At 71.1% G+C, this 21,387-nt stretch carries 21 protein-coding genes; 10 read left to right on the top strand and 11 right to left on the bottom strand.

The genetic code is table 11. The features are described 5' to 3' along the window. Positions 1–11: 11 nt before the first annotated feature. On the top strand, positions 12–758 hold the full coding sequence (locus tag CW362_RS09310; RefSeq protein ID WP_103548900.1) for an IclR family transcriptional regulator: 747 nt from the start codon (positions 12–14) through the stop codon (positions 756–758). A gap of 6 nt (positions 759–764) precedes the next feature. On the opposite strand, the gene CW362_RS09305 is transcribed toward CW362_RS09310, so the two are convergent. From CW362_RS09305 to CW362_RS09295, 3 genes are all read right to left on the bottom strand, one after another. Next, positions 765–1,898, bottom strand: coding sequence for an aromatic ring-hydroxylating oxygenase subunit alpha (locus CW362_RS09305; RefSeq protein WP_103548899.1), 1,134 nt, complete (start codon positions 1,896–1,898; stop codon positions 765–767). Positions 1,899–2,028: 130 nt separating this feature from the next. Then, positions 2,029–3,231, bottom strand: coding sequence for an NAD(P)/FAD-dependent oxidoreductase (locus CW362_RS09300; RefSeq protein ID WP_206300908.1), 1,203 nt, complete (start codon positions 3,229–3,231; stop codon positions 2,029–2,031). Continuing rightward, positions 3,228–3,590 (bottom strand): bifunctional 3-phenylpropionate/cinnamic acid dioxygenase ferredoxin subunit, encoded by a 363-nt coding sequence (locus CW362_RS09295; RefSeq protein ID WP_103548897.1) that lies wholly within the window; start codon positions 3,588–3,590, stop codon positions 3,228–3,230. The genes CW362_RS09300 and CW362_RS09295 overlap by 4 nt, the downstream gene beginning before the upstream one ends. Positions 3,591–4,093: 503 nt before the next feature. On the opposite strand from CW362_RS09295, the gene CW362_RS09290 reads away from it, so the two are divergent. Together CW362_RS09290 and CW362_RS09285 are read left to right on the top strand one after the other, a co-directional pair. After that, positions 4,094–5,140 (top strand): hypothetical protein, encoded by a 1,047-nt coding sequence (locus CW362_RS09290; RefSeq protein ID WP_103548896.1) that lies wholly within the window; start codon positions 4,094–4,096, stop codon positions 5,138–5,140. Between the two features lie 293 nt (positions 5,141–5,433). Continuing rightward, positions 5,434–5,754: a hypothetical protein gene (locus CW362_RS09285; protein WP_162684018.1), complete on the top strand. Its 321-nt coding sequence runs from the start codon at positions 5,434–5,436 to the stop codon at positions 5,752–5,754. Positions 5,755–5,874: 120 nt separating this feature from the next. On the opposite strand, the gene CW362_RS09280 is transcribed toward CW362_RS09285, so the two are convergent. Next, positions 5,875–6,525 (bottom strand): HAD family hydrolase, encoded by a 651-nt coding sequence (locus CW362_RS09280; protein ID WP_103548894.1) that lies wholly within the window; start codon positions 6,523–6,525, stop codon positions 5,875–5,877. 200 nt (positions 6,526–6,725) lie between these two features. Here CW362_RS09280 and CW362_RS09275 point away from each other — a divergent pair, with 200 nt between their 5' ends. From CW362_RS09275 to CW362_RS09265, 3 genes are all read left to right on the top strand, one after another. After that, positions 6,726–7,631: a hypothetical protein gene (locus CW362_RS09275; protein WP_162684017.1), complete on the top strand. Its 906-nt coding sequence runs from the start codon at positions 6,726–6,728 to the stop codon at positions 7,629–7,631. Continuing rightward, positions 7,628–9,079, top strand: coding sequence for a hypothetical protein (locus CW362_RS09270; protein WP_103548892.1), 1,452 nt, complete (start codon positions 7,628–7,630; stop codon positions 9,077–9,079). The genes CW362_RS09275 and CW362_RS09270 overlap by 4 nt, the downstream gene beginning before the upstream one ends. 173 nt (positions 9,080–9,252) lie before the next feature. Further along, complete coding sequence (locus tag CW362_RS09265; RefSeq protein ID WP_162684016.1) at positions 9,253–9,903, top strand: hypothetical protein; 651 nt, start codon at positions 9,253–9,255, stop codon at positions 9,901–9,903. A gap of 202 nt (positions 9,904–10,105) precedes the next feature. Here the strand turns inward: CW362_RS09265 and CW362_RS09260 are convergent, their stop codons facing one another. Next, positions 10,106–10,750, bottom strand: coding sequence for a GAP family protein (locus CW362_RS09260; protein ID WP_103548890.1), 645 nt, complete (start codon positions 10,748–10,750; stop codon positions 10,106–10,108). A 423-nt stretch (positions 10,751–11,173) separates the two neighbouring features. Next, entirely contained in the window at positions 11,174–12,409 is a 1,236-nt protein-coding gene (locus CW362_RS09255; RefSeq protein WP_103548889.1) for an FAD-dependent oxidoreductase, read from the bottom strand. 138 nt (positions 12,410–12,547) lie between these two features. On the opposite strand from CW362_RS09255, the gene CW362_RS09250 reads away from it, so the two are divergent. Then, on the top strand, positions 12,548–13,123 hold the full coding sequence (locus tag CW362_RS09250) for a TetR/AcrR family transcriptional regulator (protein ID WP_206300909.1): 576 nt from the start codon (positions 12,548–12,550) through the stop codon (positions 13,121–13,123). A 176-nt stretch (positions 13,124–13,299) separates the two neighbouring features. On the opposite strand, the gene CW362_RS09245 is transcribed toward CW362_RS09250, so the two are convergent. From CW362_RS09245 to CW362_RS09235, 3 genes are all read right to left on the bottom strand, one after another. Further along, positions 13,300–13,698: a hypothetical protein gene (locus CW362_RS09245; RefSeq protein ID WP_103548887.1), complete on the bottom strand. Its 399-nt coding sequence runs from the start codon at positions 13,696–13,698 to the stop codon at positions 13,300–13,302. A gap of 260 nt (positions 13,699–13,958) precedes the next feature. Beyond that, positions 13,959–14,633, bottom strand: coding sequence for a response regulator transcription factor (locus CW362_RS09240; protein ID WP_103548886.1), 675 nt, complete (start codon positions 14,631–14,633; stop codon positions 13,959–13,961). Then, entirely contained in the window at positions 14,630–16,582 is a 1,953-nt protein-coding gene (locus CW362_RS09235) for a sensor histidine kinase (RefSeq protein ID WP_162684015.1), read from the bottom strand. The genes CW362_RS09240 and CW362_RS09235 overlap by 4 nt, the downstream gene beginning before the upstream one ends. Before the next feature lie 404 nt (positions 16,583–16,986). Between CW362_RS09235 and CW362_RS09230 the strand changes: the two genes are divergently transcribed. Then, entirely contained in the window at positions 16,987–17,292 is a 306-nt protein-coding gene (locus tag CW362_RS09230; protein ID WP_103548884.1) for a hypothetical protein, read from the top strand. 217 nt (positions 17,293–17,509) lie between these two features. Here the strand turns inward: CW362_RS09230 and CW362_RS09225 are convergent, their stop codons facing one another. After that, a complete protein-coding gene (locus CW362_RS09225) occupies positions 17,510–18,445 on the bottom strand; it encodes a LysR family transcriptional regulator (protein ID WP_103548883.1) in 936 nt (311 codons plus the stop codon). A gap of 203 nt (positions 18,446–18,648) precedes the next feature. On the opposite strand from CW362_RS09225, the gene snpA reads away from it, so the two are divergent. Further along, the gene (gene snpA / locus CW362_RS09220) at positions 18,649–19,329 is read left to right on the top strand and encodes a snapalysin (RefSeq protein ID WP_240657729.1); all 681 of its coding nucleotides are present in this window, start codon (positions 18,649–18,651) and stop codon (positions 19,327–19,329) included. A 350-nt stretch (positions 19,330–19,679) separates the two neighbouring features. Beyond that, the gene (locus CW362_RS09215) at positions 19,680–20,873 is read left to right on the top strand and encodes a cytochrome P450 (RefSeq protein WP_103548881.1); all 1,194 of its coding nucleotides are present in this window, start codon (positions 19,680–19,682) and stop codon (positions 20,871–20,873) included. Between the two features lie 49 nt (positions 20,874–20,922). On the opposite strand, the gene CW362_RS09210 is transcribed toward CW362_RS09215, so the two are convergent. Beyond that, positions 20,923–21,384 (bottom strand): SHOCT domain-containing protein, encoded by a 462-nt coding sequence (locus CW362_RS09210; RefSeq protein WP_206300907.1) that lies wholly within the window; start codon positions 21,382–21,384, stop codon positions 20,923–20,925. Positions 21,385–21,387: the final 3 nt, after the last annotated feature.

The raw sequence follows: 21,387 nt of genomic DNA, 5'->3' as shown, positions 1-21,387 counted from the left end.
AGTCCGGCGGCGTGCAGTCCGTCGACCGCGCCATCAGCGTGCTGGAGATCCTGGCCCAGCGCGGCGAGGCCGGCGTCAGCGAGGTGGCCGCCGAGATCGACGTCCACAAGTCGACCGCCTTCCGGCTGCTCGGCGCCCTGGAGGCGCGCGGCCTGGTGGAGCAGGCGGGCGAGCGCGGCAAGTACCGCCTCGGCTTCGGCATCGTGCGCCTGGCCGGCGCGGTCACGGGGCGTATCGACATCACCCAGCAGAGCCGCCAGGTCTGCGAGCGGCTCGCCGAGGAGATCGGCGAGACCGTCAACATCGCCGTGATGCAGGAGCAGTACGCGATCAACCTCTACCAGGTACGCGGCCCGGGGGCCGTCGCCGCACACAACTGGGTCGGCCAGCTGACCCCGCTGCACGCCACCTCCAGCGGCAAGGTCCTGCTGGCGCATCTGCCCGCCGAGGAGCGCACCGCACTGCTGGCCGAGGCCGGCCTGAAGAAGGAGACCCCGCACACCCTGACCTCGAGGACGAGGTTGGAGAAGAACCTCGCCGAGGCCCGGGAGCGCGGCTACGCCTGGACCCTGGAGGAGCTGGAGGTCGGGCTCCACGCCATGGCCGCGCCGGTGCGCGACCGCAACGGCGAGGTCATCGCGGCACTCAGCGCCTCCGGACCCGCATACCGGTTCACCGAGGAGCGCCTGCACGAACTCGCTCCGGTGCTGGTCAAGGGCGCGGAGGAGATCAGTCACCGGATGGGTTACCTGGGCTGACCCGCCTCACTGAGGCCGAGGAGTGCCGAGGCGCTCGTTCACCCAGTCGTGGAAGGCGGCGATGTGGTGTTCGCTGGGCACCAGCACCCCGCCCTCGGCGTACATCCGTGAGCTCATCCCGGGCTGGGTGCGCTCGCACGCGTCGAAGTCCTGGCGGTTGACCCGGTCGAAGAGCTCCACGGACCGGCTGACGTCCTTGCCGCTCTCGACGACGTGCGGGAGGTAGAGCCAGTCGCACTCGACGATCGTGCGGTCGGCGGCCACCGGGTACATCCGATGGAAGATCACGTGATCGGGGACGAGGTTGATGAAGACCTGCGGTTTGACGGTGATCGCGTAGTAGCGGCGGTCCTGGTCGTCGGGCACGCCGGGTATGCGGTCCAGGCCCTCGGAGCCGTCGACGGTGAAGCCCTGGACCTCCTCACCGAACTCGGCACCGTGGCCGACGTAGTACTGAGCGGCGTAGCCGTCGGCGAACTCGGGGAGCACCTCGGTCAGTTCGGGGTGGATCGTGGCGCAGTGGTAGCACTCCATGAAGTTCTCGACGATGAGCTTCCAGTTCGCCCTGACGTCGTAGACGATCCGCCTGCCGACCGCGAGGTCGCCGATGCCGTAGTGCTCGATGGCCTCCACGTCGCCGAGGCGGGTGATCACCTCGCCGATGACGTCCTCCTCGAAGGAGGGGGGATTCTCGGCCAGGCAGACCCAGACGTAGCCGAGCCATTCGCGGGTGGCCACGCCGACCAGGCCGAACTCCGTGCGGCCGACGTCGGGCATCTTCGTGAGGTTGGGCGCCGCGACGAGCTTGCCGTTCAGGTCGTAGGTCCAGGCGTGGTACGGACACTGGAAGGCGCGCTTGACCTCTCCGGCCTCCTCCGCGCAGAGCCTGGCGCCGCGGTGCCGACAGACGTTGAAGAAGGCACGTACGGAGTTGTCCCGCGCCCGTGTGATCAGGATGCTCTCGCGGCCCACCTCAACGGTCCTGAAGGCACCGGGCGTCGCCAGCTCCGAGGAGCGCACGGCGCAGAACCACATCGTCTCGAAGATGTGCTCCTGCTCCTGGGCGAAGCCCCCCGGATCCGTGTAGGAGGAGCCGGGGAGGGTGGCGATCAGACTGTCCGGCAGGCTGGTCGGGATCACGGTGCACTCCTCGGGAAACGTCGTGGAGGGGCCATTCACGTGCCGAGAGGAAAGACTCCGGGCAGTGTTGTGTACGGGGCAACGCCGCGCGCCATGCACAACCGTGGCACGAGATGACTCGGGGGTCGCGTCAAGAGCTCACGGCCGCGAGCTGCTTGCGCCAGCGGGTGAACAGCCGAGGCTGGTTCATCCCGAGCACGGCGACCGGAACCCCGGCTCGCCGGTAGACGGCCAGGACGTCGCGGTCGTCCGCCACGCCCGCCTCGATGGTCACACTGTCGGCGGCTGCCGCGTGACCGGCGAACTGGATCTTCACGCCGTACTGGTCGGACCAGAAGTACGGCGGCCGGGGCACACCCGGTTCCACCGCACCGCCCGCCAGCAGTGCGGCGATCGCGGCGTCGGGACGCTCGCGCGCTCCGGTCCAGTGTTCGACGCGGCGGTGGGCGCCCGCGCGGGCGTCGTACCAGTTGGCGCAGTCACCGACCGCGACCACGCCGGCCAGGCTGGTGCGACCGTCGGCGCCGCACTTGACGCCGTTGTCGAGTTCGACGCCGGACCCTTCCAGCCACTCGACGCACGGGCGGGCGCCCACACCGACGACGACGATGTCGGCGGGGATACCGCGGCCGTCCTCGAGCAGGACGACGTCCACCCTCCTCCGGACTCCGTCCGGGGGGACCCCTGTCTCGCGTCGCTCGTCCCCCCTCAGCCCCTTGACCCCCACACCGCACAACAGCCTTACGCCGTGGTCTGCATGGAGGGCGGAGACGATGCCGCCCATGGTCGCGCCGAGCGGTCCGGCCAGGGGCGTCGGGGCCGCCTCCACGACCGTCACGTCCAGCCCCAGGGCGTATGCGGTGGAGGCGACCTCGGCGCCGATGAAGCCGCCGCCGATCACCACCAGCCGTCCGCCCCGGGCCAGTTCGTCCCGCAGGGCGCGGGCGTCGTCCAGGGTGCGCAGGGTGTGCACTCCGGCCAGGACCTCGGCCCCGGGCAGAGTACGCGCCGCGGCGCCGGTCGCGATGACGACGCCGTCGGCGCGGACCTCCCGCCCGTCGGCGAGCCGGACGGCTCGCCCGGTGCGGTCGAGTCCGGTGGCACGAGCACCGAGCAGCCACTCCGCACGCAGGTCCTCGTCGTCCGCCTCCAGCGAGAGATCCGCCTCTCCGAGGGCGCCGGCCAGGAACTCCTTGGACAGCGGGGGCCTGTCGTACGGGCGGTGGAGTTCGTCACCGATGACGACCAGCTGCCCGCCATAGCCCTGTTTCCGCAGCGAGCGCGCCGCCGACAGACCGGCCAGCGAGGCGCCGACCACGGCGACGGTCCTCACCCGGAACCCTTGGCGAGCCGGGCTGCGCCACAGGGCGGCAGGTTGGGGGCGGCTGCGGACAACCGGACGTGGATCACGCCGTCCTCGACGACGACCTCGTGCGTCCGGACCGGGAGCTTGGCCGGCGGAGAGTCGACCGCGCCGGTCCTCAGGTCGAACTTCGAAGCGTGCAACGGGCATTCCACCTCGGGGCCCTCCAGCCAGCCGTCGGCGAGTGAGGCGTCCTGGTGGGTGCAGGTGTCGTCGATGGCGAACAACTCGCCGTCCTCGGTATGGAAGACCGAGACCGGCGGATCGATGTCGAGCCGGTGAGCCTCGCCTCGCGGCAGATCCGCGAGACGGCACGCGGGAATCATCATGACACCTCGGTGCGTATAGCGAAACAGATTGCGATAAGCGCAACGACAGTCTGAGGTCGGCCAGAACCCTTGTCAAGGCATCCACAGGGCACTCCGCGGCGTCCATCATGGTGCGCAACACGGAACTCGATTCATGGGAAACAACCACGGCCCGCTGCCTCGGCTCGCGACGGACGCGGGCCGAGGGTGGGCGATCGAGGGGTGCGAGCGGGCGTCAGAAAGGGCGAACGATGCCTGTCGCGGCACTAGTTGTCGTCAGCCCGGCACCCTGACCAGACGACAGTTGTCGTGCAAATACGACACCCGTCGTGCTCAAGCTCATCCCAGATCCCCGACAGCGTCACCTCCTCAGGCATCCGCCGCGGCGGTCACCAGGTCAGCGAGCCGGGGCTCTCCCAGGCCCGATGTTGACCATTTGCCGACCTGAGCAGCATCATCACGTCTTTGACACCTGCACAGATAACCAGACGTCAGATCTTGTCCACACAGAGGCGGTTGCCAAGTTGACGCTGTCCCCGGCCACACAGGCCATACTCGACCGGTGCGCCGCCGATGACGCCACGGAGGCGGCGTGGCAGTGGGAGTCCATGGCCGCCGGGGCCGTGCTCCGGCACGGCGGCCCGGCCGATGCGGAGGCGCTCCTCCCGCTGTTCCTCTCGGCGCCCGCCGCGCACGAGGCGCTGGTGCCGGTCCTCGCCCGCCATGGTGACCGGCGGCTGGCCGCGCGCCTGCTGGAGGCGACGGTCGACGGGGGCCGCCTGCGCGACGGCGTACCGTCCGGCGTGCTCCATGCCGTGGGCCGCCTGGGGTACGCCCCGGCCACGTCCCTGCTGTGGGAACACGTCGACGACTCGCACTACGTGTCGAGGGACGCGTGTCTCGGCCTGCTGCACCTGCCGTGCGGGGATCTGCGGGACGCGATCACCGAGGCGCTGGAGAAGCACGAAGGGTCCGCGCTGTTCCCCGAGTTCCTTCCCGTCCTCGCCCCGAGGACCGGAGACCCGGCGTGGCTGGACAGGCTCGTCGCGTGGGGTGAGAACCACGCCTCGGTCGACTGCAACGGCGGCCTGATCCTGGGGATCTCCCTGTACGGCGACCGTGCGCGCCCCGCTTTCACCCGTCTGTTGTGGGACGGCCGTTGGGAGGCCTGTGGCACCGGCACCGGATCGGCGCTGTGGACCTACGCGGGTACGCGCGTCCTGGGCCTCGGTCTGCCGCAGCTGTACGCCGACCTGCGGGCACGGCTGCGCACCTGCGCCGACCCGGACGTCCAGTCGGACGCCCTCCGGTCGTTCGTCACACTGCTGCGGCTCCGGTGCGCGGACGTCCGGACCGGCGTGGAGGCGGCCGAAGTCCAGCCCGAGAACTTCGACACGCTCTACAGCGTGCTGTTCACCCCGGCTCCCGACGGCGGCGACACGCTCGCCGAGCTCGCCGACCGCGTCTTCGGCAGCGACGACCCCCTGTCGGACGAGGTCCGCGACCTGGAGGACGCCCTCCGCGTCGCGGCGGAACACGAGTGGGCGTTGCGCGCGGTCACCTCGCGCTGACGGACACCGGTTGACGCCGCATGCCGCTCGGCTCGTGAAGGTGAAGTACTTCCACGCGCCGGACGGCGAGCAACACCGTCTCCTCCCACTCGGGATGGCGCACGAGACACCGGACGTCAGGCGTGTCCCCGACGTCGCGGTGGACCGCATCGTCTTCTTGCTGCGGACCGCGCCGCTGATGTCGAAGTCGCGCATGAGGCGTTCGACGGCGCGGTGGGCGAACAAGATGCCTCGGCGGTTCAAGTGCACCTTTGCAAAACGAAGTTCAAAGCTGTTCCAGTACGCTCCCGGTCATGGCCGCGTCCCCGACAGACTCCAGGACAGCCCAGCGCCCGACCGCGTTGTGGGGCGTCTCCTTGGCCTCGCTGGGCGTCTTCCTCGTCAGCTGGGTGCTGTGCTGGACGAATGCGTACGTCGTCAATGACGACCTGCCGAACACCTGCGGCGACCTGCGTCGGCGAAGCTTCCCGCCGGAAGTGGCCTGCGCCTCCGCCGACGGCACGCTCGTCGGCGCGAACGCCGGCTGGCTCGTGGCCCTGTTCTTCGCTTCCCTCGTGGCCTCCCTCTTGCTCACGAGCATGCTGGTGGCGCTCGCGGTCGTCCGCAGGAAGTGAAGCGTACGTCTCCGAGCACGGGCCCACGGGAGACCGGCCCGCCAACCGCCCCGGCTCTGTGCCGACCGCCCTGCTTCGCAGGGGATGGGCGGCTGTCGGTTCTTGTGGATGGCGGGACGGCTACCGCTCCGCGATGAGTGCCGGCAGTTCGCGCATGTCGTGGAAGACGGTGGTGCCTCGGCCTTCGAGGCGTTCGGCCGGGGTCAGCCCGCCGGCGTAGCCGAAAGATCGCATGCCGGCGGCCCGGGCGGCGTGAACGCCGGGCCGGCTGTCCTCGACCACGGCGCAGGCCGCCGGATCGACGCCCATCTGCCGGGCGGCGTGCAGGAACAGGTCGGGGGCGGGCTTGCCGTGGGAGACCTCGGTGGCGCTGTAGATGCGGCCCGCGAAGTGTTCGTAGAGTCCGGTGCGGCCGAGGGTGTGGCGCATCTTGTCGTGGGTGCCGCTGGAGGCGACGCAGGTCGGCAGGGTGAGCGCTTCGAGGGCTTCCGGCAGGCCCTCGACCGGGGTGAGCTCGTCGTCCACGGCCTCGCGGTGGAGCTGCTCGAACCTCTCCGCCCAGATCACGGCCCTGTCCTCGCCGAGCCGAGCCGCGACCTGCTCGCGGATGGCGGCGTGCGAGCGTCCGATGAACCGGTCCACGACCTCGCCCTCGGTCAGTGGCCAGCCCAACTCCGCACCGAGGAGGACCTGTACACGTGCGGCGATGCGCTCGCTGTCGACCAGCACCCCGTCGCAGTCGAATATGACGAGTTCAATGGGCTTGATCATCTCCGTAGCATAGGACCTCACCCGTTGGGCGGCCGTGCCGCGCCCGGGGCGTTCGGTCAGGACGTCGTCGACGGACGTGACGCCGCCCGGGCCCGTACAACCTTCGTACGACGATCTCGATCTCATGGTGCAAGCATCCGGTCCGGTGAGCCGGCCCCTCGGGGTCGACCCGCCGGCGTTCCACGACGTAGGGAGGGTTCGTGTCCTGTCGAGAGAGTCGCGGGCGCGGGCGGCCGTCCGCTCGCGCCCGGTCGCTGTCCCTGGTGGCCGGTCTGCTGCTGGCCCTCGGGACACCGCACCTCGCCGCCGCCGAGCAGGACGGTCCCCGTTCCGGCCGGGCGGTCGACGGGGGCGCCGAGGTTCCAGGGGCGACGTTCGGCCTGCCCGGCGGATCGACCAACGGCACGGACCGCCCGCCGGCCTTCGGCGAACGTGACCGTGCGGACCGGTACGTCCGGTCCGCTTCGGCTTCGTACGACGTGGTGTCGACCCGTCCGGACGTCGACGGCTCCGTCGACCTCTCGGTCAACGAGGTGACCCTGCGCGGCAAGCCGGGAGACAACGTCAAGGCCGACTTCTTCTTCGTCAACAACGGTCCCGCGGGCACGCCGGCCGTCTTCGACGACGAGGAGGACAACGAGACGGCGGTCGTGGTCGACCTGACGGTGCCGCCCGGACTGACGGCCGTCCAGGTCCCCGACTTCTGCCGGGGCACGAAGGAGGGGCACGAGGGCAAGGACGTCCCGAACTCGTCCCACTACTACTGCTGGCAGAACCGTTTCGACAAGGGCCTGACCATGTACCCGGGGCAGTTCGAGCACTTCCCCTTCGTGTTCCGCGTCGACCGGGCCGACAACAGACCCGGCAGGATCGAGATATCGACGTCCGTCCACCTCGACGACAGCGACCCGTCGAACGACTCGGCCGCCATCGAGGTCGACATCGTCGGCGCCCCGGCCGTTCCGTCGGCCCCGAGGAGCGGCGGCTCCTTCACCCACCCCTTCATCGGCGGCGGCATCGTCGCGGCACTGGCCCTGGGCGGTGGTGCGCTGTGGCTGCGGCGCCGGTCCGAGGCCTCACGAACCCTCCGGGGGGAGTCCCGATGAATCGTGCCTCCCGGCGCCCCTGGCACCTCACGCTCGCCGGCACGGCTCTGGTGGTCGGCGCCCTGCTGATCACGACAGCCACCGACGCGGGCACCACCCGGCCGGACGCCGTCACCCGTCCCCTGGTCCTGGTCGTCGACACACCGCGGGAAGAGATGTTCCCCATGGACAAGGACACCTCCTCCAACGGCATCTGGGTGTCCAACGTGGGACGGGCCTCCCTCACCGACGTCACCGTGACGATCGACGCCTCCGCCCTGAAAACCGTCTCGGACGACGTGGACGTGCCCTGCGATCCCGACGGCGATCTGATCGGTTCCTGCCGCGGCATCGGCCCGGTCCGGCGGGGCGCGCCCGTCCGGGTCGGCGCCGTGCGCGTCGGTCACCCGAAGACCTCGGCCACGGGCCTGTCACGCCAGGTGCGGATCACGGCCTCCGCCGGAGACGGCTCGCACGGCACGCAGCGGTACACGACGCTGGTCCGAGAGGCCGGGCAGGTGTTCGACCGGGCGGCGGGCACCCGTGAACGGCTCGCTCCCGGCGGGACGCTGCCGTTGCCGGGCGGCTTCACCAACTTCACCCGCACCACCCTCCCCTCGGTCGAGGTCCGGCTGACGCTCTCACCGGGCCTGTCGCTCACCGAGCGGTTCCGCAACTGCACGTGGGTGCGCGAAGAGACCCGTCGGACGACGGTGAAATGCGAGGTGGAGGGCCCCTTCGCCCCGCTGTCCTCGTACGACCTCGACCTCGGGGCGGTACGGGCGAGTGCCGACGCCCTGCGGGAAAGCATCGGATACGAAGTGGGCGCGTGGCCGACCGACGCCGTCGGGTCGTTGCCCCTGGACGACGAACGGACGGGCGACGGACCCGGCGAGCTGACGGCCCTCCCCCGGCCCTCCACCACCACGCACCTGCGCGCGGACGTAGAGGCCCGGCGTCCGCTGCGCACCGCTGTCGGCGTGGCCAACACGGCGGACTTCGCCGTCACCGGGACCACCCTGCGGGGCAGGCCCGGCGACGTGGTGCGGGCGGAGTTCACCGTGCGCAACCTGGGCCCCGGGAGCAGGGAGGGCACCCAGAAAGAGGGGCTGGGCAACTACGGTCCGTTGTGGCTGTCCGTGCCTCCGGGCGTGACCGTCGTCCACGCCCCGCCCACCTGCTTCGGACACAGGACCGGTCGGCTTCCCAAGGGCTACCCCCCGAGGGAGCCCGGCCTCGGGGGATCCGAGGGGCGGGGTTACAGCTGTGGGGGCACCTCAGGGCAGTTCCTCGCGGCCGGAAAAGAGCTGCGGTACGCCTTCGAGTTCCGCCTCGACGCATCAGGGGACCTGCGGCCCGGTTTCGTCACCACGATGTACCAGGAGGACGACCCCCACCCGGAGAACAACACGGCACGCGTCGTGGTCAAGGAGCGTCAGGGAGGGCGGAGGTCGCCCCCGCGTCCGTGACCGCCCGGGGGCGCGGCAAGGCGTCGGCGTTCTCGGTCTGGCCTGCGGCGTCAGGAAATGACGGTGATCATCTTCACAATGAAGGAGGAGTTGTGAAGATGATCGTGAAACCCTACGCTGAGGCGGCTCGTGACCGACCGGCGAGCGGCATCCTCTTACTCCCGGAAAGTCCCGTGCGCAGAACTCTGTTGTCAGGAACCGTCGTCGTAGCCGCGCTGCTGTCCGCCTGCGGGCCCGGGGCCGGAGGCACGGCCTCCGGTGGTGGCCAGGACAGCGCGAAACCGCCCGTGTCGGCCTCGGCCTCGGACTCGGCGTCGGACTCGGCGTCGGGATCCGTCGCACCCGGCACCACGGAAAAGGCCGCGGGCAAGGACACCGGCACAACCACCGCCGCGACACCCTCACCGGCCCGGCCGCGCACCGCGATCGCCCTGCTGGAGTCGATCAGCGGGACCAGGGGAGGGCACTCGGTCGCCTATCACCTCGCACGCCTGTGTCCGCCGGACGCCGAAAGCGCCGACTCCTGCACGGACACCGTGCCCGAGGAGGGGACGGACGACCTGCTGGCGATCGACGACACGAAGGTCGCCGATCTACAGGTCAGACCCCTGACCGAGGACTTCACCGCCTGGTACTGGCAGGGTTCCGGCCACCGGGTGAACATCACCCCGGCCGTCCTCGCGGACGCGGACGAACACGGAGGCCTGGGCTGGGACGGCGAACTCGTCCCCCGCCCGGCCGTCCTCCTCGCGTTCGCCCCGTCCGGATCGATCGCGTCCATCCGTGGCATCGCCACCCTTCAGGTGGAGTCGGACCTCTCCTGACTCCCCGGCTCCGCCCGCCGGGTCCGGCCTCGGGAGTCACCCCTCGGCGTTCTCCGCCTGCTTTGACCTGACGCGTACGTCGGACGGCTGAGGGCGGGCAGACCGGAGCGGGTGGCGGGTGCTTCCGCTCATGGTGCGGGGGAGGTCGTGCGTGTGGGCGACGGCCTGGACCGCGCGAGGTCCAAGTACCCACCGTCCGGCGTCAGGTCACGAGTTCGTAGATGCTGCGCGCCGTCAGCCACAGTCCGACGAGCACCGAGAGCGTGACGATCAGCTGCTCCTGGTGTCGGTCCATCCAGCCGTGCAGGGCGTTCAGCCGGGCGTTCGCGGCCGCCGGGGCCCGGAGCGCGTACGCCTCCATGACGATGAGACTGAGCGTGGCCAACAGACAGTAGCCGGTCAGCGCGAGCCAGTCGGCGGCGGTGGAGAGGTTCGCGTCGACAGCAGTGGCGGCACCGGCTCCGACCAGGGCCCAAGGCTGCAACACCCACGCCAGGCCGGCCGCGGTGGCCGGGGACGCGTCGTCGATCCGAGCCCTCCAGCGCGGCGGTCCGTGCGGGCGCGGTGGCCGGCGGTGCCGGTACGCGCCGTAGACCACCAGTGCCACGCCGATGGCGAGCTTCGCGGCGATCGAGGCGGTCGAGGGCGTGGTGTGGAGGTCCGGGGGCTGACCGCCGGTCAGCAGCATCACACAGGCGATGACCGCGATCAGGTTGGCCAGCCACGACAGGAGGAACGCCAGGCCCTGGCGAACCCCGCGCCGTGAGGAGAGCAGCAGGATGTAGGCGCTGTTGTGCAGGGGCCCCAGGGTGATGGCTGTACCGATCACGAGGAGGTCGAGGACCATCGGATCAGTCGCTCCTGGATGTCGGGACGGTCTTCCGCCCGCGCCGGGCAGGCCTGTCGGCAGGATCCGGCGGCTCCGGCACGGTGCCGCATGCCGACTTTGCAGGGGCCGATACGGCAGGTCAAGCAGGCTGTGTCCGTGTCCCCGCATAGCCGGTCCCTGTTCGAGTCCGGTGTCGGGCAACCGGGTGTCACGACCGCGTGAGCGCTTTCGAGCACACCACCGGCCGCGTCGGCACCGTCGTCGATGCCCACCACAGCGCCGGCCACCGGCCGGCTACGGCTACGGCTACGGCTACGGCTACGGCTACGGCTACGGCTACGGCTCAACCATGGGCAGGCCCGCAGCCGTCGGCTCGCTGCGGGCCTTCCACGTCGACACCTCCGGGACCGCGGGCCCTTCGGCACTCACTCGCTCGAAGACTTACGAATCGGTGCGCTCGTCCGCCCGCCGGGCCCGCTCCTGGCGGTAGGCCTCCGCCCGGGCGAGGTAGTCCCGGTGCTCCTGCTCGGGGTCCGGCGGCAGGTCCGGCACGTCGGTGGTGGCGAAGAACTGCAGCAGGGCCTCGTTCGAGCTCACGGCCAGGTCTCCGGAGCGGGCGAACATGTCCGACTCGTAGCGGGTGACCGCCTCGTCGAGGCCGGTCGCCGGGTCGGGACCGCTCGCCCGGCTGACGGCGTGTGCGAGTTCCGCGCCGTCCAGCATCGCGAGGTTGGCGCCGTGACCGCCGAAGGGCGCCATCAGGTGGGCCGCGTCGCCGATCAGCGTGACCCCGGGCACGTGTTCCCAGGTGAGCGGGGCGGGCAGGGCCTGGAAGGACCGTGGCACGTAATCGCCGTCGTTGCGGACGATCAACGCGCGCATGACCGCCGACCAGTGGCCGAACTCCCGCGTCAGGTGGGAGCGGATGCTCTCCCGGTCGGTGAGGTCCACGCCGGCCCCGACGTGCCAGTCCGGTGCGGCGCGGAACGCGATGTAGCCCCGGACCACGCCGTCGCCGTTGCGCTGCAGGATCACCGCGCGGCCGTCGTTGTCGTTGGAGAACATGTGGCCGGCGCCGACGATCCCGGCGACCTCGGGGTGACGGGAGTCGACCTCGTCGAACCGGGCGTCCAGGAAGCAGACCCCCAGGTGCCGCGGGGTGGCGTCGCTGACCAGGGGGCGGACCTTCGACCACGCCCCGTCGGCGCCGATCACCAGATCGGCCTCCACGGTGGTGCCGTCCGCGAACTCCAGGCGGTGCCCGCCGTGGACGGTCCGGGTCGCGCGGACGAGCCGGTGGCCCCAGCGGACGGTGCCGGGCCGCAGGTGGTCGAAGAGCAGGCGGCGCAGCCGGCCGCGGTCGATCTCCGGAGCGGCCTCGTCGCCGGGGCCCGGTGTGAACTCCGCCAGGACCGTGCCGTGGTGGTCGCGACGGGTCTTGGCCTGCCCCTCCGGCCGGGCCCGCGCCATGAAGGCGTCGAGCAGCCCGGCGTCCGCGAGGGCGATCTGTCCGGAGTCGGCGTGCAGGTCGAGCGTGCCGCCGGGGTCGCGGGAGTCCACGGAGTCGTCGGCGTCGTACACGGTGACCTCGATGCCGTGCCCTTGCAGGACACGGGCGCAGGTCAGGCCGGCGGGGCCGCCGCCGACCACGCAGATCCGGGGTGTGCTGTTCGTCATCGGGACCTTCCCCTCCTGGGCGGCGCGGGTCGCGAACGGGTCGCGGCGACGCCGGTCTATGTGTAACTGCTAAAAAAGCGTAACAGCTAAACTTTCTGAGTCGATCCATGAACGCGGTAAGGTGGCCGGGTGACCGAGATGGGGCGCCGAGAGCGCAAGAAGGCAGCCACCCGCCAGTCCCTCGCGGACGCGGCCCTGCGGCTGTTCACCGAGCGGGGCTACGACGAGGTCGGGGTGCGCGAGATCGCCGACGCGGCCGACGTCTCGGTGACGACGCTCTTCAAGCACTTCCCCGACGGCAAGGAGGCACTGGTCTTCGACCAGGACGTGGACCGTGAGGCGGCCCTGGTCGCAGCGGTCCGCGAGCGCCCCGCCGGCCAGTCCGTCCCGGAGGCCCTGCACCGGATGCTGCTGGGCGAACACTCCCGGCGGGTCCACACCGACCCCCGGTTCGACGACTTCCTGCGCCTGGTCGACACCACCCCGGCGCTGCGCGAGTACGCCCGCCGGATGTGGCTGCGGCACGAGCACGCTCTGGCCGCGGCGATCGCCGACGACGCCGGACTGGCCACCGACGACCCGGGCTGCCGGGCGCTGGCCCACTTCGCCCTGGAGGCGCCCGTCCTCGTCCGCGGGTCCCGCGACCCCGACACCGCCCTCGACCGGGTCTTCGACCTGCTCGGAAACGGCTGGAGCGGCACCCGCGCCGGCTGACCCGGCACCGGCACCCTGGCGTCACGTCGCCGACGCGTCGGACGCCCGACAGGGGAGGCCACACCCCTCCCCTGTCGGGGTGTGGCCTCCCCTTCTCCTCAATTCGGCCGTGCGCCGTCCGGTCTCTTCATCTGGCTGTGCGTCATCCGGACGGGTGCGCGGGTGAGGGCGTTTCGTCAGTCCACGGCGATCGTCGTGTCGGACCGGGATGTGTCGTGGTCCGTGTTGACGCCTGCCGTCACCCGGTAGGAGCCGGTGGCTCGCAGGACATCACCGTCGGAGACCCGAGTGGCGTCCAGAGCCGCGAAGTCGATGACGCGCTGCTCCCGGCGTACGGTCGCGGAGGGCTGGAGCGCGGTCGGCACGGTCAGGGTCTGGACCACCTGGTTGGTGGTGAGGTTGGTGACCGTGACGACGAGCCTGTCCACGGTGGCGAAGCTGTTGAGCGATGCGCCGATCTCGACGTCGGCGATGATGTCGTACTCCTTCCCGATGGTCAGGGTGTCAGCCGTGAACAAGGTCTGGTCGTCGGCGAAGCAGAGCTGCTTGAGACTTGCGTCCCAGGGTCCGGGCATGATCGGTTTTCCTTCCGCACGGTGTGTTTCTCAGCGCTGCGGTTCTCGGCTGAGGCATCTCCACTGTCGGCCGCCCGGGAGGTGGGCCACATGAGACGACGGTCCTGACCGGGGTGGGCGCGGTGCCGGGACGAGGGAGCGGATTCCTGGATGGGCCGTGGAGCTCCGGCAGGCCGTGAGGCCGGCCCGCCGGTGGAAGTTCGACCCGTGCGGTGCGCCCCTTCCGTCGGCACCGGTGCGCGGTCGCCGAAGGAGAGTTCTCAGTGCTCGCCGATCGAAGGCTGTCCGAGGCCGGCGTCCCGGGCTTTGGCCACGGTGGCGGCGCGGTTGTTCGTGCCGAGTTTGTTCATGATGGCGGCCACGTGGTTGCGGACGGTCTTCTCGGACAGGAACAGCCTCCGGGCGATCTCGTCGTTGGTGTGCCCTTGGGCGACGAGTTCGAGGAGTTCGCTTTCCCGGCTGGTGAGTTCGGGGAAGATCTGAGCCACGTAGTCACGCCTGGCCTGGGTGAAGAACGCGTTGATGCGCTGCGCCGTGGCTTCGCCGTAGACGGCGCTGCCGGAGGCGACGGCGAGGACGGCGCGTACGATCTCGGTCCGGTCGGCGCCTTTGAGGAGGTAACCCCGTGCCCCTGCGCGCAAGGCACCGATGAGCGCCTGGTCGTCGTCGTGCATGGTCAGAACCATTACGCCGATTCCCGGATGACGTGACGTCAGTTCGCCGACGGCTTCGGTTCCGTTGAGGTTGGGCATGGCCAGATCGGTGAGCACGACGTCGGGGCGGGTGTGTTCCACGACGCTCAGGAGCTGCTCTCCGTCGGCGGCCTCTCCGACGACGGTGATGTTCTCGTGGCCGTCCAGAGCCGCCTTGAGGCCGAACCGGAACAAGGGGTGGTCGTCGGCGATGACGACGGTGACGGCAGGGCCGGCTGTCACGGTTCCTCCAGCGGCAGTGTGGCGGTGACGGTCGTCCCGCCGTCCGTTCCGGCGAGGGTGAAGCAGCCGCCCAGTTCGTGGGCCCTGCGCCGCATCGAGGCGACGCCGATGCCTGCGGGGTGTCCGGTGGGGGTGCCGATCCCGTCGTCCGCGACGGTGATCCGCAGGTGTCGGCCGGCGGTGGTGAGGGTGACGTCGACGTGTCGGGCACGCGCGTGCCGGGCGGCGTTCGTCAGTGCTTCGGTCAGGATGCGATAGGCGGCGCTCTCCACCGCGGGCGGCAGCGGCGGCAGGGTGTCGATGCGGACGTCGACGTTCAGGGCCGGGGTGAGGGAGCGGGCGTGGCGGCGGGCCGCTTCGGCGAGGCCGAAGCGGTCGAGGACCAGGGGCCGCAGGCCGTCGATGATGCGCCGGATCTCCGCGACCGCCCCGACGGCTTCCTCCCGGATGCGTTCCAGGAGTGCCGAGACCGTGGCGGTGTCGTTCGCGGTGAGTCCGTCCATGGCCGCTTGCAGGCCCAGGCCGATCCCCGCGAGGGAGGGCCCCAGGCCGTCGTGGAGGTCCGTGCGCAGGCGGTCGCGCTCGGCTCGGGTCGCTTCGACGACCCGGTCGCGTTCCGCTGCGACCGCCTCACCGAGCTCGAGCGCCCTCACGATCACGGCGAGTTGCTGGGCCAGGGCCGCCAACAGGCGTTTGTCGTCCCGGCCGTACGGCTCACCGGGAGTACGCTGCGCCACTGTCAGCGCGCCCAAAGAGCGTCCCGCCAGGCGGAGTTCGACACGGTGGGAGGCGCCGAGCGGCGTGTCGGGGGCGACGAGGGCCTTGCCCTCCGCACTGGTCACACCTGCCGCCGGGGATCGGACAGCGCTCTTGACCGCCTCCAGCGCGGCGGGAAGCAAGGCGTGCTCCCCCACGTCCGCCATCTGGTCACCGAGCTGGATCAAGGCCCGCAGGGGGTCGCGGCGGCCGCCGTAGATCCACCAGTCGACGGCCCGTTGCAGTCGTTCGCGGGCGGGGGCCAGTCCGATCGCCACCACCGCGGCGGCGAGGACGCCGGGCAGGAGGCTGTGCGGCCATACCGCCCCCATGCCTGCGCTGGCCAGGAGGTAGACACTCACGATGACGGCCGTCAGCGTTCCGTAGACCAGCGTCCGGCGCAGCGCGATCTGCACGCCCAGCATCCGGTAGCGCACCACACCCACGGCCACGGCGACCGGAAGCAGCGCGCCGAGCAGGGTGTGGACCGGACGGGGTGCCAGGAACAGCGCCGTCAGCAGCAGGGCGAGGACGCTCACCATCCAGGCCAGCTGCTGCCGTTGCGGAGGCCGGGAACGCACCAGGCGCACCACGGTGTGGACGGTGATGACGAGGGCGCTCGCCACGACGACCAGCAGGCAGACACCGTTGACGAGGCCGATCGTGGCGGCCGGCAGGGACACGGGTGGCGTGCCGCCGGGAACGATGTCGTCGTAGGCCTGGGCGTCGAAGGGGGCGGCCAGGGTCAGTACGGTGATGGCCGCGGCGGCTGCGGTGACGGGCCACCGGAGTCCGCGCGCGGAGAGCCGGCCCTCGGGGTAGAGCGCCAGGACGACGGTGGGCAGACAGAACAGGAGCGGATAGTGCGCGCCACTGGCCACGGCGGCGACGGCGGAGGCCGCGGGCCGGTGGTGTCCGCTCAGTACGGCGTCGGCTCCGTAGGCGGCGAGGCCCGTCTGCCAGGATCCGCTCGCGCCCAGCCCGAGGAACAGCCAGCCCAGCGGATTGCGCGGCCGCAGGCAGACCAGGACCGCTCCCGTCACGGCCCAGGACACCAGGACGGTGCCGAGCAGCAGGAGATGGAGCAGGCTCTCCCCGACCGGCATGCCCCGGGCGACGTGCGTGGCCGTCCAGCCGGCGAACGCCACGGCGAGCACGCTCGACACCACCACCGACCACACTGCTGCGCGCACGGCCACCACCTCATTCTGCGCTGACGACCACCGCCCGTGCCGGGTACTCCTGCGCTTTGCGCGCCCACGTTTCCGCAGGTGTGCGCCCCGGCACGCGCATCCGCCGCAAGCCGTCCCGGGCGCCTCTCCCGCCACGCGGCACCCTGGCCGGCCGGGCGTCCGCCGCCACCGTGCCCTGCCCGTGCGGGCCGGGGCACGGGGCCGGTGTCCCGTCGTCGCCGGGCACCGCGCACGGCCGACTGGGCCGTGCCGGGCGGCACGGTGCCCCGGTGCACCGGCGTGGTGCCCGGCATGAACGCGACGGGTGACTCGGGCGCCCGGCCCGACGGGCACGCCACCGTGATGGAGTCCAGCGGCTCCCGCCGGGAACCGCTCTCGTCCTCTCACCGTTCCAGGAGTGCCCCATGTCCACCCCGGTCCGCCTCTTGACCGCCTCCGGCCTCATCGCCCTTCTCGTGTGGGGAGCAGTTGCCTGCGACGACGGGCCGGTGGAGCCGCCGTCCCCGCCTCTGCCGGTCCTGTGCACGCCCGACGACGCCGACGACTGCTCCGGCGCGCACGACGTCCCGACGTCCGAACCGGTCCCGCAGACCAGCTCCACCCCGCCGACCGCGCCCCCGGCCCGCAGCGGTTGCGCCTACTGGGGGGAGATCGGCTGCCCCGACACCCCCATCTACGTTCCGCCGCCGGACATCGGCCCCTGGTCGTAACGGCCCGGTTCCTGCCCTGACAGGCATCGGTTCCTGCCCTGTCGGTCATCGGTCTCGGCCTCGACGCGCTCGGCGACGCGTTCGACCGTCACGGCACCACGGCGGAGCGGGCGTTCCTGGCCCGTGTCCGGGCCTGGGCCTTCGGGGCCGTCGCCGAGGTACGCCTCCTCATCCGGCCGGCGCGACCGTCGGGGCGCGGGACCACCCGCGCCCCGGCCTACGGCGTGCCCGACCGCTCCAGCCACGCCCGGTAGGCCGGCGCCTGACGGGCCACTTCCCAGTAGGCCTCCACCAATTCGTCGTATCCGTGGTCGAGTTCGGCCTCTGAGCGCGCGGCGAGCAACAGGCGCACTCCTATCGGGTCGCCCTGCAAAGGACGGACCACGACATCGGGGCGCGGTAGCGCGGTGGGCTGGCTGACCGTGACGACGTCGCCGGTGGCGGCCAGTGAGTACGCCGTGAGGTAGTCGCCGTGCAGCATGTCGGGTTCGATCCCCGCGTCACGCAGGACCCGGCAGAGGCCGTCCCATTCGCCGTCCACCGTGGAGTCCACCATCCACTGGTCGTCGGCCAGGTCGGCGAGGCGCACCTCGGACCGCTCCGCGGCGGGGTGGTCGGGGGCGAGGGTGACGAACTGCGGTTCACGTTCGACCACTACGCGCAGACAGAGCCCGGGCGGGACACACAGAGGGCTGCCCTCGACCTCATGCACGAAGGCCAGTTCGAGCCATCCCCCGGCGACCATCCGCAGCAGGGAGTTCGCGGAGACGTCCATCCGGAGTGTGGGATCGGTGCGGGGAATACGGGCACGCAACCGGCGCAGCCAGCCCGGCAGGGCCCGGCTCGCCGTGGCACCGATGTGCAGGGTGTTCTCGTCCGCGGCCCGGGCCACCGCGGCCCTCGTCTCCGTGACGATCGCGGCGAGTTCGGTGACGAGCGGTCTGGCGCGGCTCAGCACCGCGTGACCCACTGGCGTGGGGCGGCATCCCGTACCCGCGCGGACGAAGAGCTGGGCGCCGAGGGCCTGCTCGATCCGGCGCAATTGGGCGCTCAACGAGGGCTGGGCCACGCCGAGTTCACGGGCCGCCTTGTGCAGGCTGCCCGTGTCGGCGATGGCGCACAGGGCACGTAAGTGCCTCACCTCGAGCTCCATGCGGGAAGGGTATGGGAGCCTCCGCATGACACACCAGATGTTCAAATCGCTACGAAGTCAGACGAGTTGACTCCCTGATAGTTTCGCGCTATCCCCAACTGCCATTACCCATAACCCCCTTGGCCTCCGCGAGACTCCTGCTGAACCAATCGTTCACCACCCCACACGAACGAGTAGGAGCACCACACATGCTGTCCTCCCGCATGAGGTCGAAGACATCCAGGAGACTCCTGGCACTCACGCTCGGCTTCGGTCTGGCATCCGCGGCGCTCGGCACCGCGACCCCCGCGAGCGCCCGGCCGGCCGACCCGGCCCCGGCCGCTTCCACCACCGTCGCGAGCGCCCGGTACTCCGGCTCGGCCGAAGACACCGCGGGCAACAAGGCGTTCTTCGAAGCCGTGCTGAAGTCGGTCGCCAAGAAGCAGGCGGCCAACCCCTCCCTGGCGTCGGTGACCGTCTACTACAACGCCTCCCAGGCGCCGACCTTCCGCTCCCAGATAGCGAGTTCCGCCTCGATCTGGAACAGCTCCGTGTCGAACGTCAAGCTCCAGGCGACGACGAGCGGTGCGGACTTCACCTACTACGAGGGCAACGACTCACGCGGGTCCTACGCCTCCACGAACGGCCACGGCCGCGGCTACATCTTCCTCGACTACGCGCAGAACCGGCAGTACGACTCGATCCGTGTCACCGCTCACGAGACCGGCCACGTGCTGGGCCTGCCGGACCACTACAGCGGTCCGTGCAGCGAGCTCATGTCGGGAGGCGGCCCGGGTACGTCCTGCACCAACCGCTACCCGAACGCGGCCGAGCGCTCCCGTGTCAACCAGCTCTGGGCCAACGGCCTCGCGAAGGCCGTCGCCGAGCTGAACAAGACGCGCTGAACATGACGCGCTGAACAAGACGCGCCGACCCGTCGCCCGGACCGCAGCTGCGGGCCGGGCGACCGAGCGACCCGGTCCGGGCCGTGACCCCACACCACGGCCCGGACCGGGCTCGTCCGGGTGCGGACCGCCGGCCGACGGCGCGGCCGCTCAGGCCGTGCCACGGCCGGACACGTCGTTCAGGGCTTGCGTCCGACGGCATCGAGCACGGTCGGCGTCGAGGACGAACCACGGCCCGTGGCCGCCAGAACACTGGCGGCGGGGGCGACCGTCCTGAAGTCTGGTCGCACATGCCTGACACCGGGCTCCTCCCGGGAGGGGCGCCGACATGACGACGGGGGCGGCATTCGATGGACCGAACCGACGACGACGCACGGAAGATCCGCAGGGATCCCACCGGACCCGGCTGCCCGATCGGCCGCGAGGACGACGGCACGTGGCAGGTACGCGGCTACTCGGCGGCGCGCGCCGTTCTGCGCAGCACCGACACCGTGCAGGCGGGTCTGGGCATCGAGACCGTCGAGAAGCTGCCCGCCCGGATCCGGCGGCCCGTGCTGTACCGCGACGGGCCCGAACACCGGGAACACCGCCGTCAGACCGCCCGCTACTTCACGCCCCGCCATGTGGACGAGCACTACCGGGAACTCACCGAACGCGTCACGCAGAAGCACCTGAACACCCTGCGCAGCGAAGGCGAGGCGCAGTTGGAGGACCTCACCTTCGGCGTCTCGATCGATGTGGCGTGCGGGGTCATCGGCCTGACCCACAGCAGACCCGGCATTCAGGGCCGCCTGGAGCGCTTCTTCCCCGAGAAGTTCGGCAAGCCCGGGTTCACCAGTCCGCACGGGATCTACTGGCTGTTCCGCCAGAACACCAACTGGCTGCGGATCTACTTCGCCGACGTCCGCCCGGCCGTCCGCGCCCACCGCGAACGGCCCGCCGACAACCTGATCTCCCACCTGATCGCGGAAGGCTGCTCGAACCCCGAGATCCTCGGCGAATGCCTCACCTACGCCGCTGCCGGAATGATCACCACCCGCGAGTTCATCTCCGTCGCCGCATGGCACCTGTTCACCGACGCCGCCCTGCGCGAGCGCTACACGAACGGGGACGAGACCGAACGCCTGGCGGTGGTCCACGAGATCCTCCGTCTGGAACCCGTGGTCGCCCGGCTGAGCCGACAGACCACCGGCGCCCTCGATGTGCAGGGCGCCGACGGCCCGGTCACCGTGCCCGCCGGCGCGCTCGTCGACATCTTCGTGAACGAGGCCAACACCGACCCGGAGGCCATGGGGGACACTCCCACGGCGGTCTGCCCCGGCCGGCCGGCAACGACCGGGCGGTACGCGGCCGCCCTGTCCTTCGGTGACGGACCGCACCGCTGCCCCGGCGCCGACATCGCGATGATGGAGACCAACGTCTTCCTCGGCCACCTCTTCGACCTCAAGGGCATTCGCATGCTCACACGGCCCCGCGTCACCTTCCAGGACGAGATCGGAGGCTATGTGATCCGCGGGCTCCGCGTGGCCGTCGACCGGCGGTGACACCCCGCCGTCGGCGCCCGACCGACGTCCCGGCCAGGCACGCGTCCGTTCAGCCGCCGAGGAGACGTGCCTTCTGCTGCTCGAATTCGGCCGGGCTGAGTTCGCCCCGGTCGCGGAGCCCGGCGAGCTTGGAGAGTTCGTCGGCGACAGACGCCGCGGGCACGGGGCCGGGGGTCACGATCCGGGGTGTGCGAGGGCCGGCGGCGGTCGGCCGGACGGCCCAGCGACCGGCACCGACGACGACGCCGAGTCCGATCAGCACCGCGCCGAACGTCTTGTCCTCCTCGGCGATCCGTTTGTCCGACTCGGCTTCGAACCGCTGTTCCTTCGCGGCGTGGTCGGCTTCGTAGCCGAGGACGTCACCCCAGTCGGCGGCCGACGCGTCCGCCCGCGCCTGGTCGGCCGTGCCGGAGTCGATGCTCGCCGGGATGTAGATGACGAGGCCGATGGCGGCGACGAGCAGGCCGACGAGGGTGAGGGCGAGGCGGGCGCGGCGTTGTGCTCGGGTCACGTG

It is taken from the genome of Streptomyces populi (genome assembly GCF_002911015.1).
In the GTDB taxonomy this organism is placed as follows: domain Bacteria; phylum Actinomycetota; class Actinomycetes; order Streptomycetales; family Streptomycetaceae; genus Streptomyces; species Streptomyces populi.
This window is presented reverse-complemented; position numbering and strand designations above follow the sequence as displayed.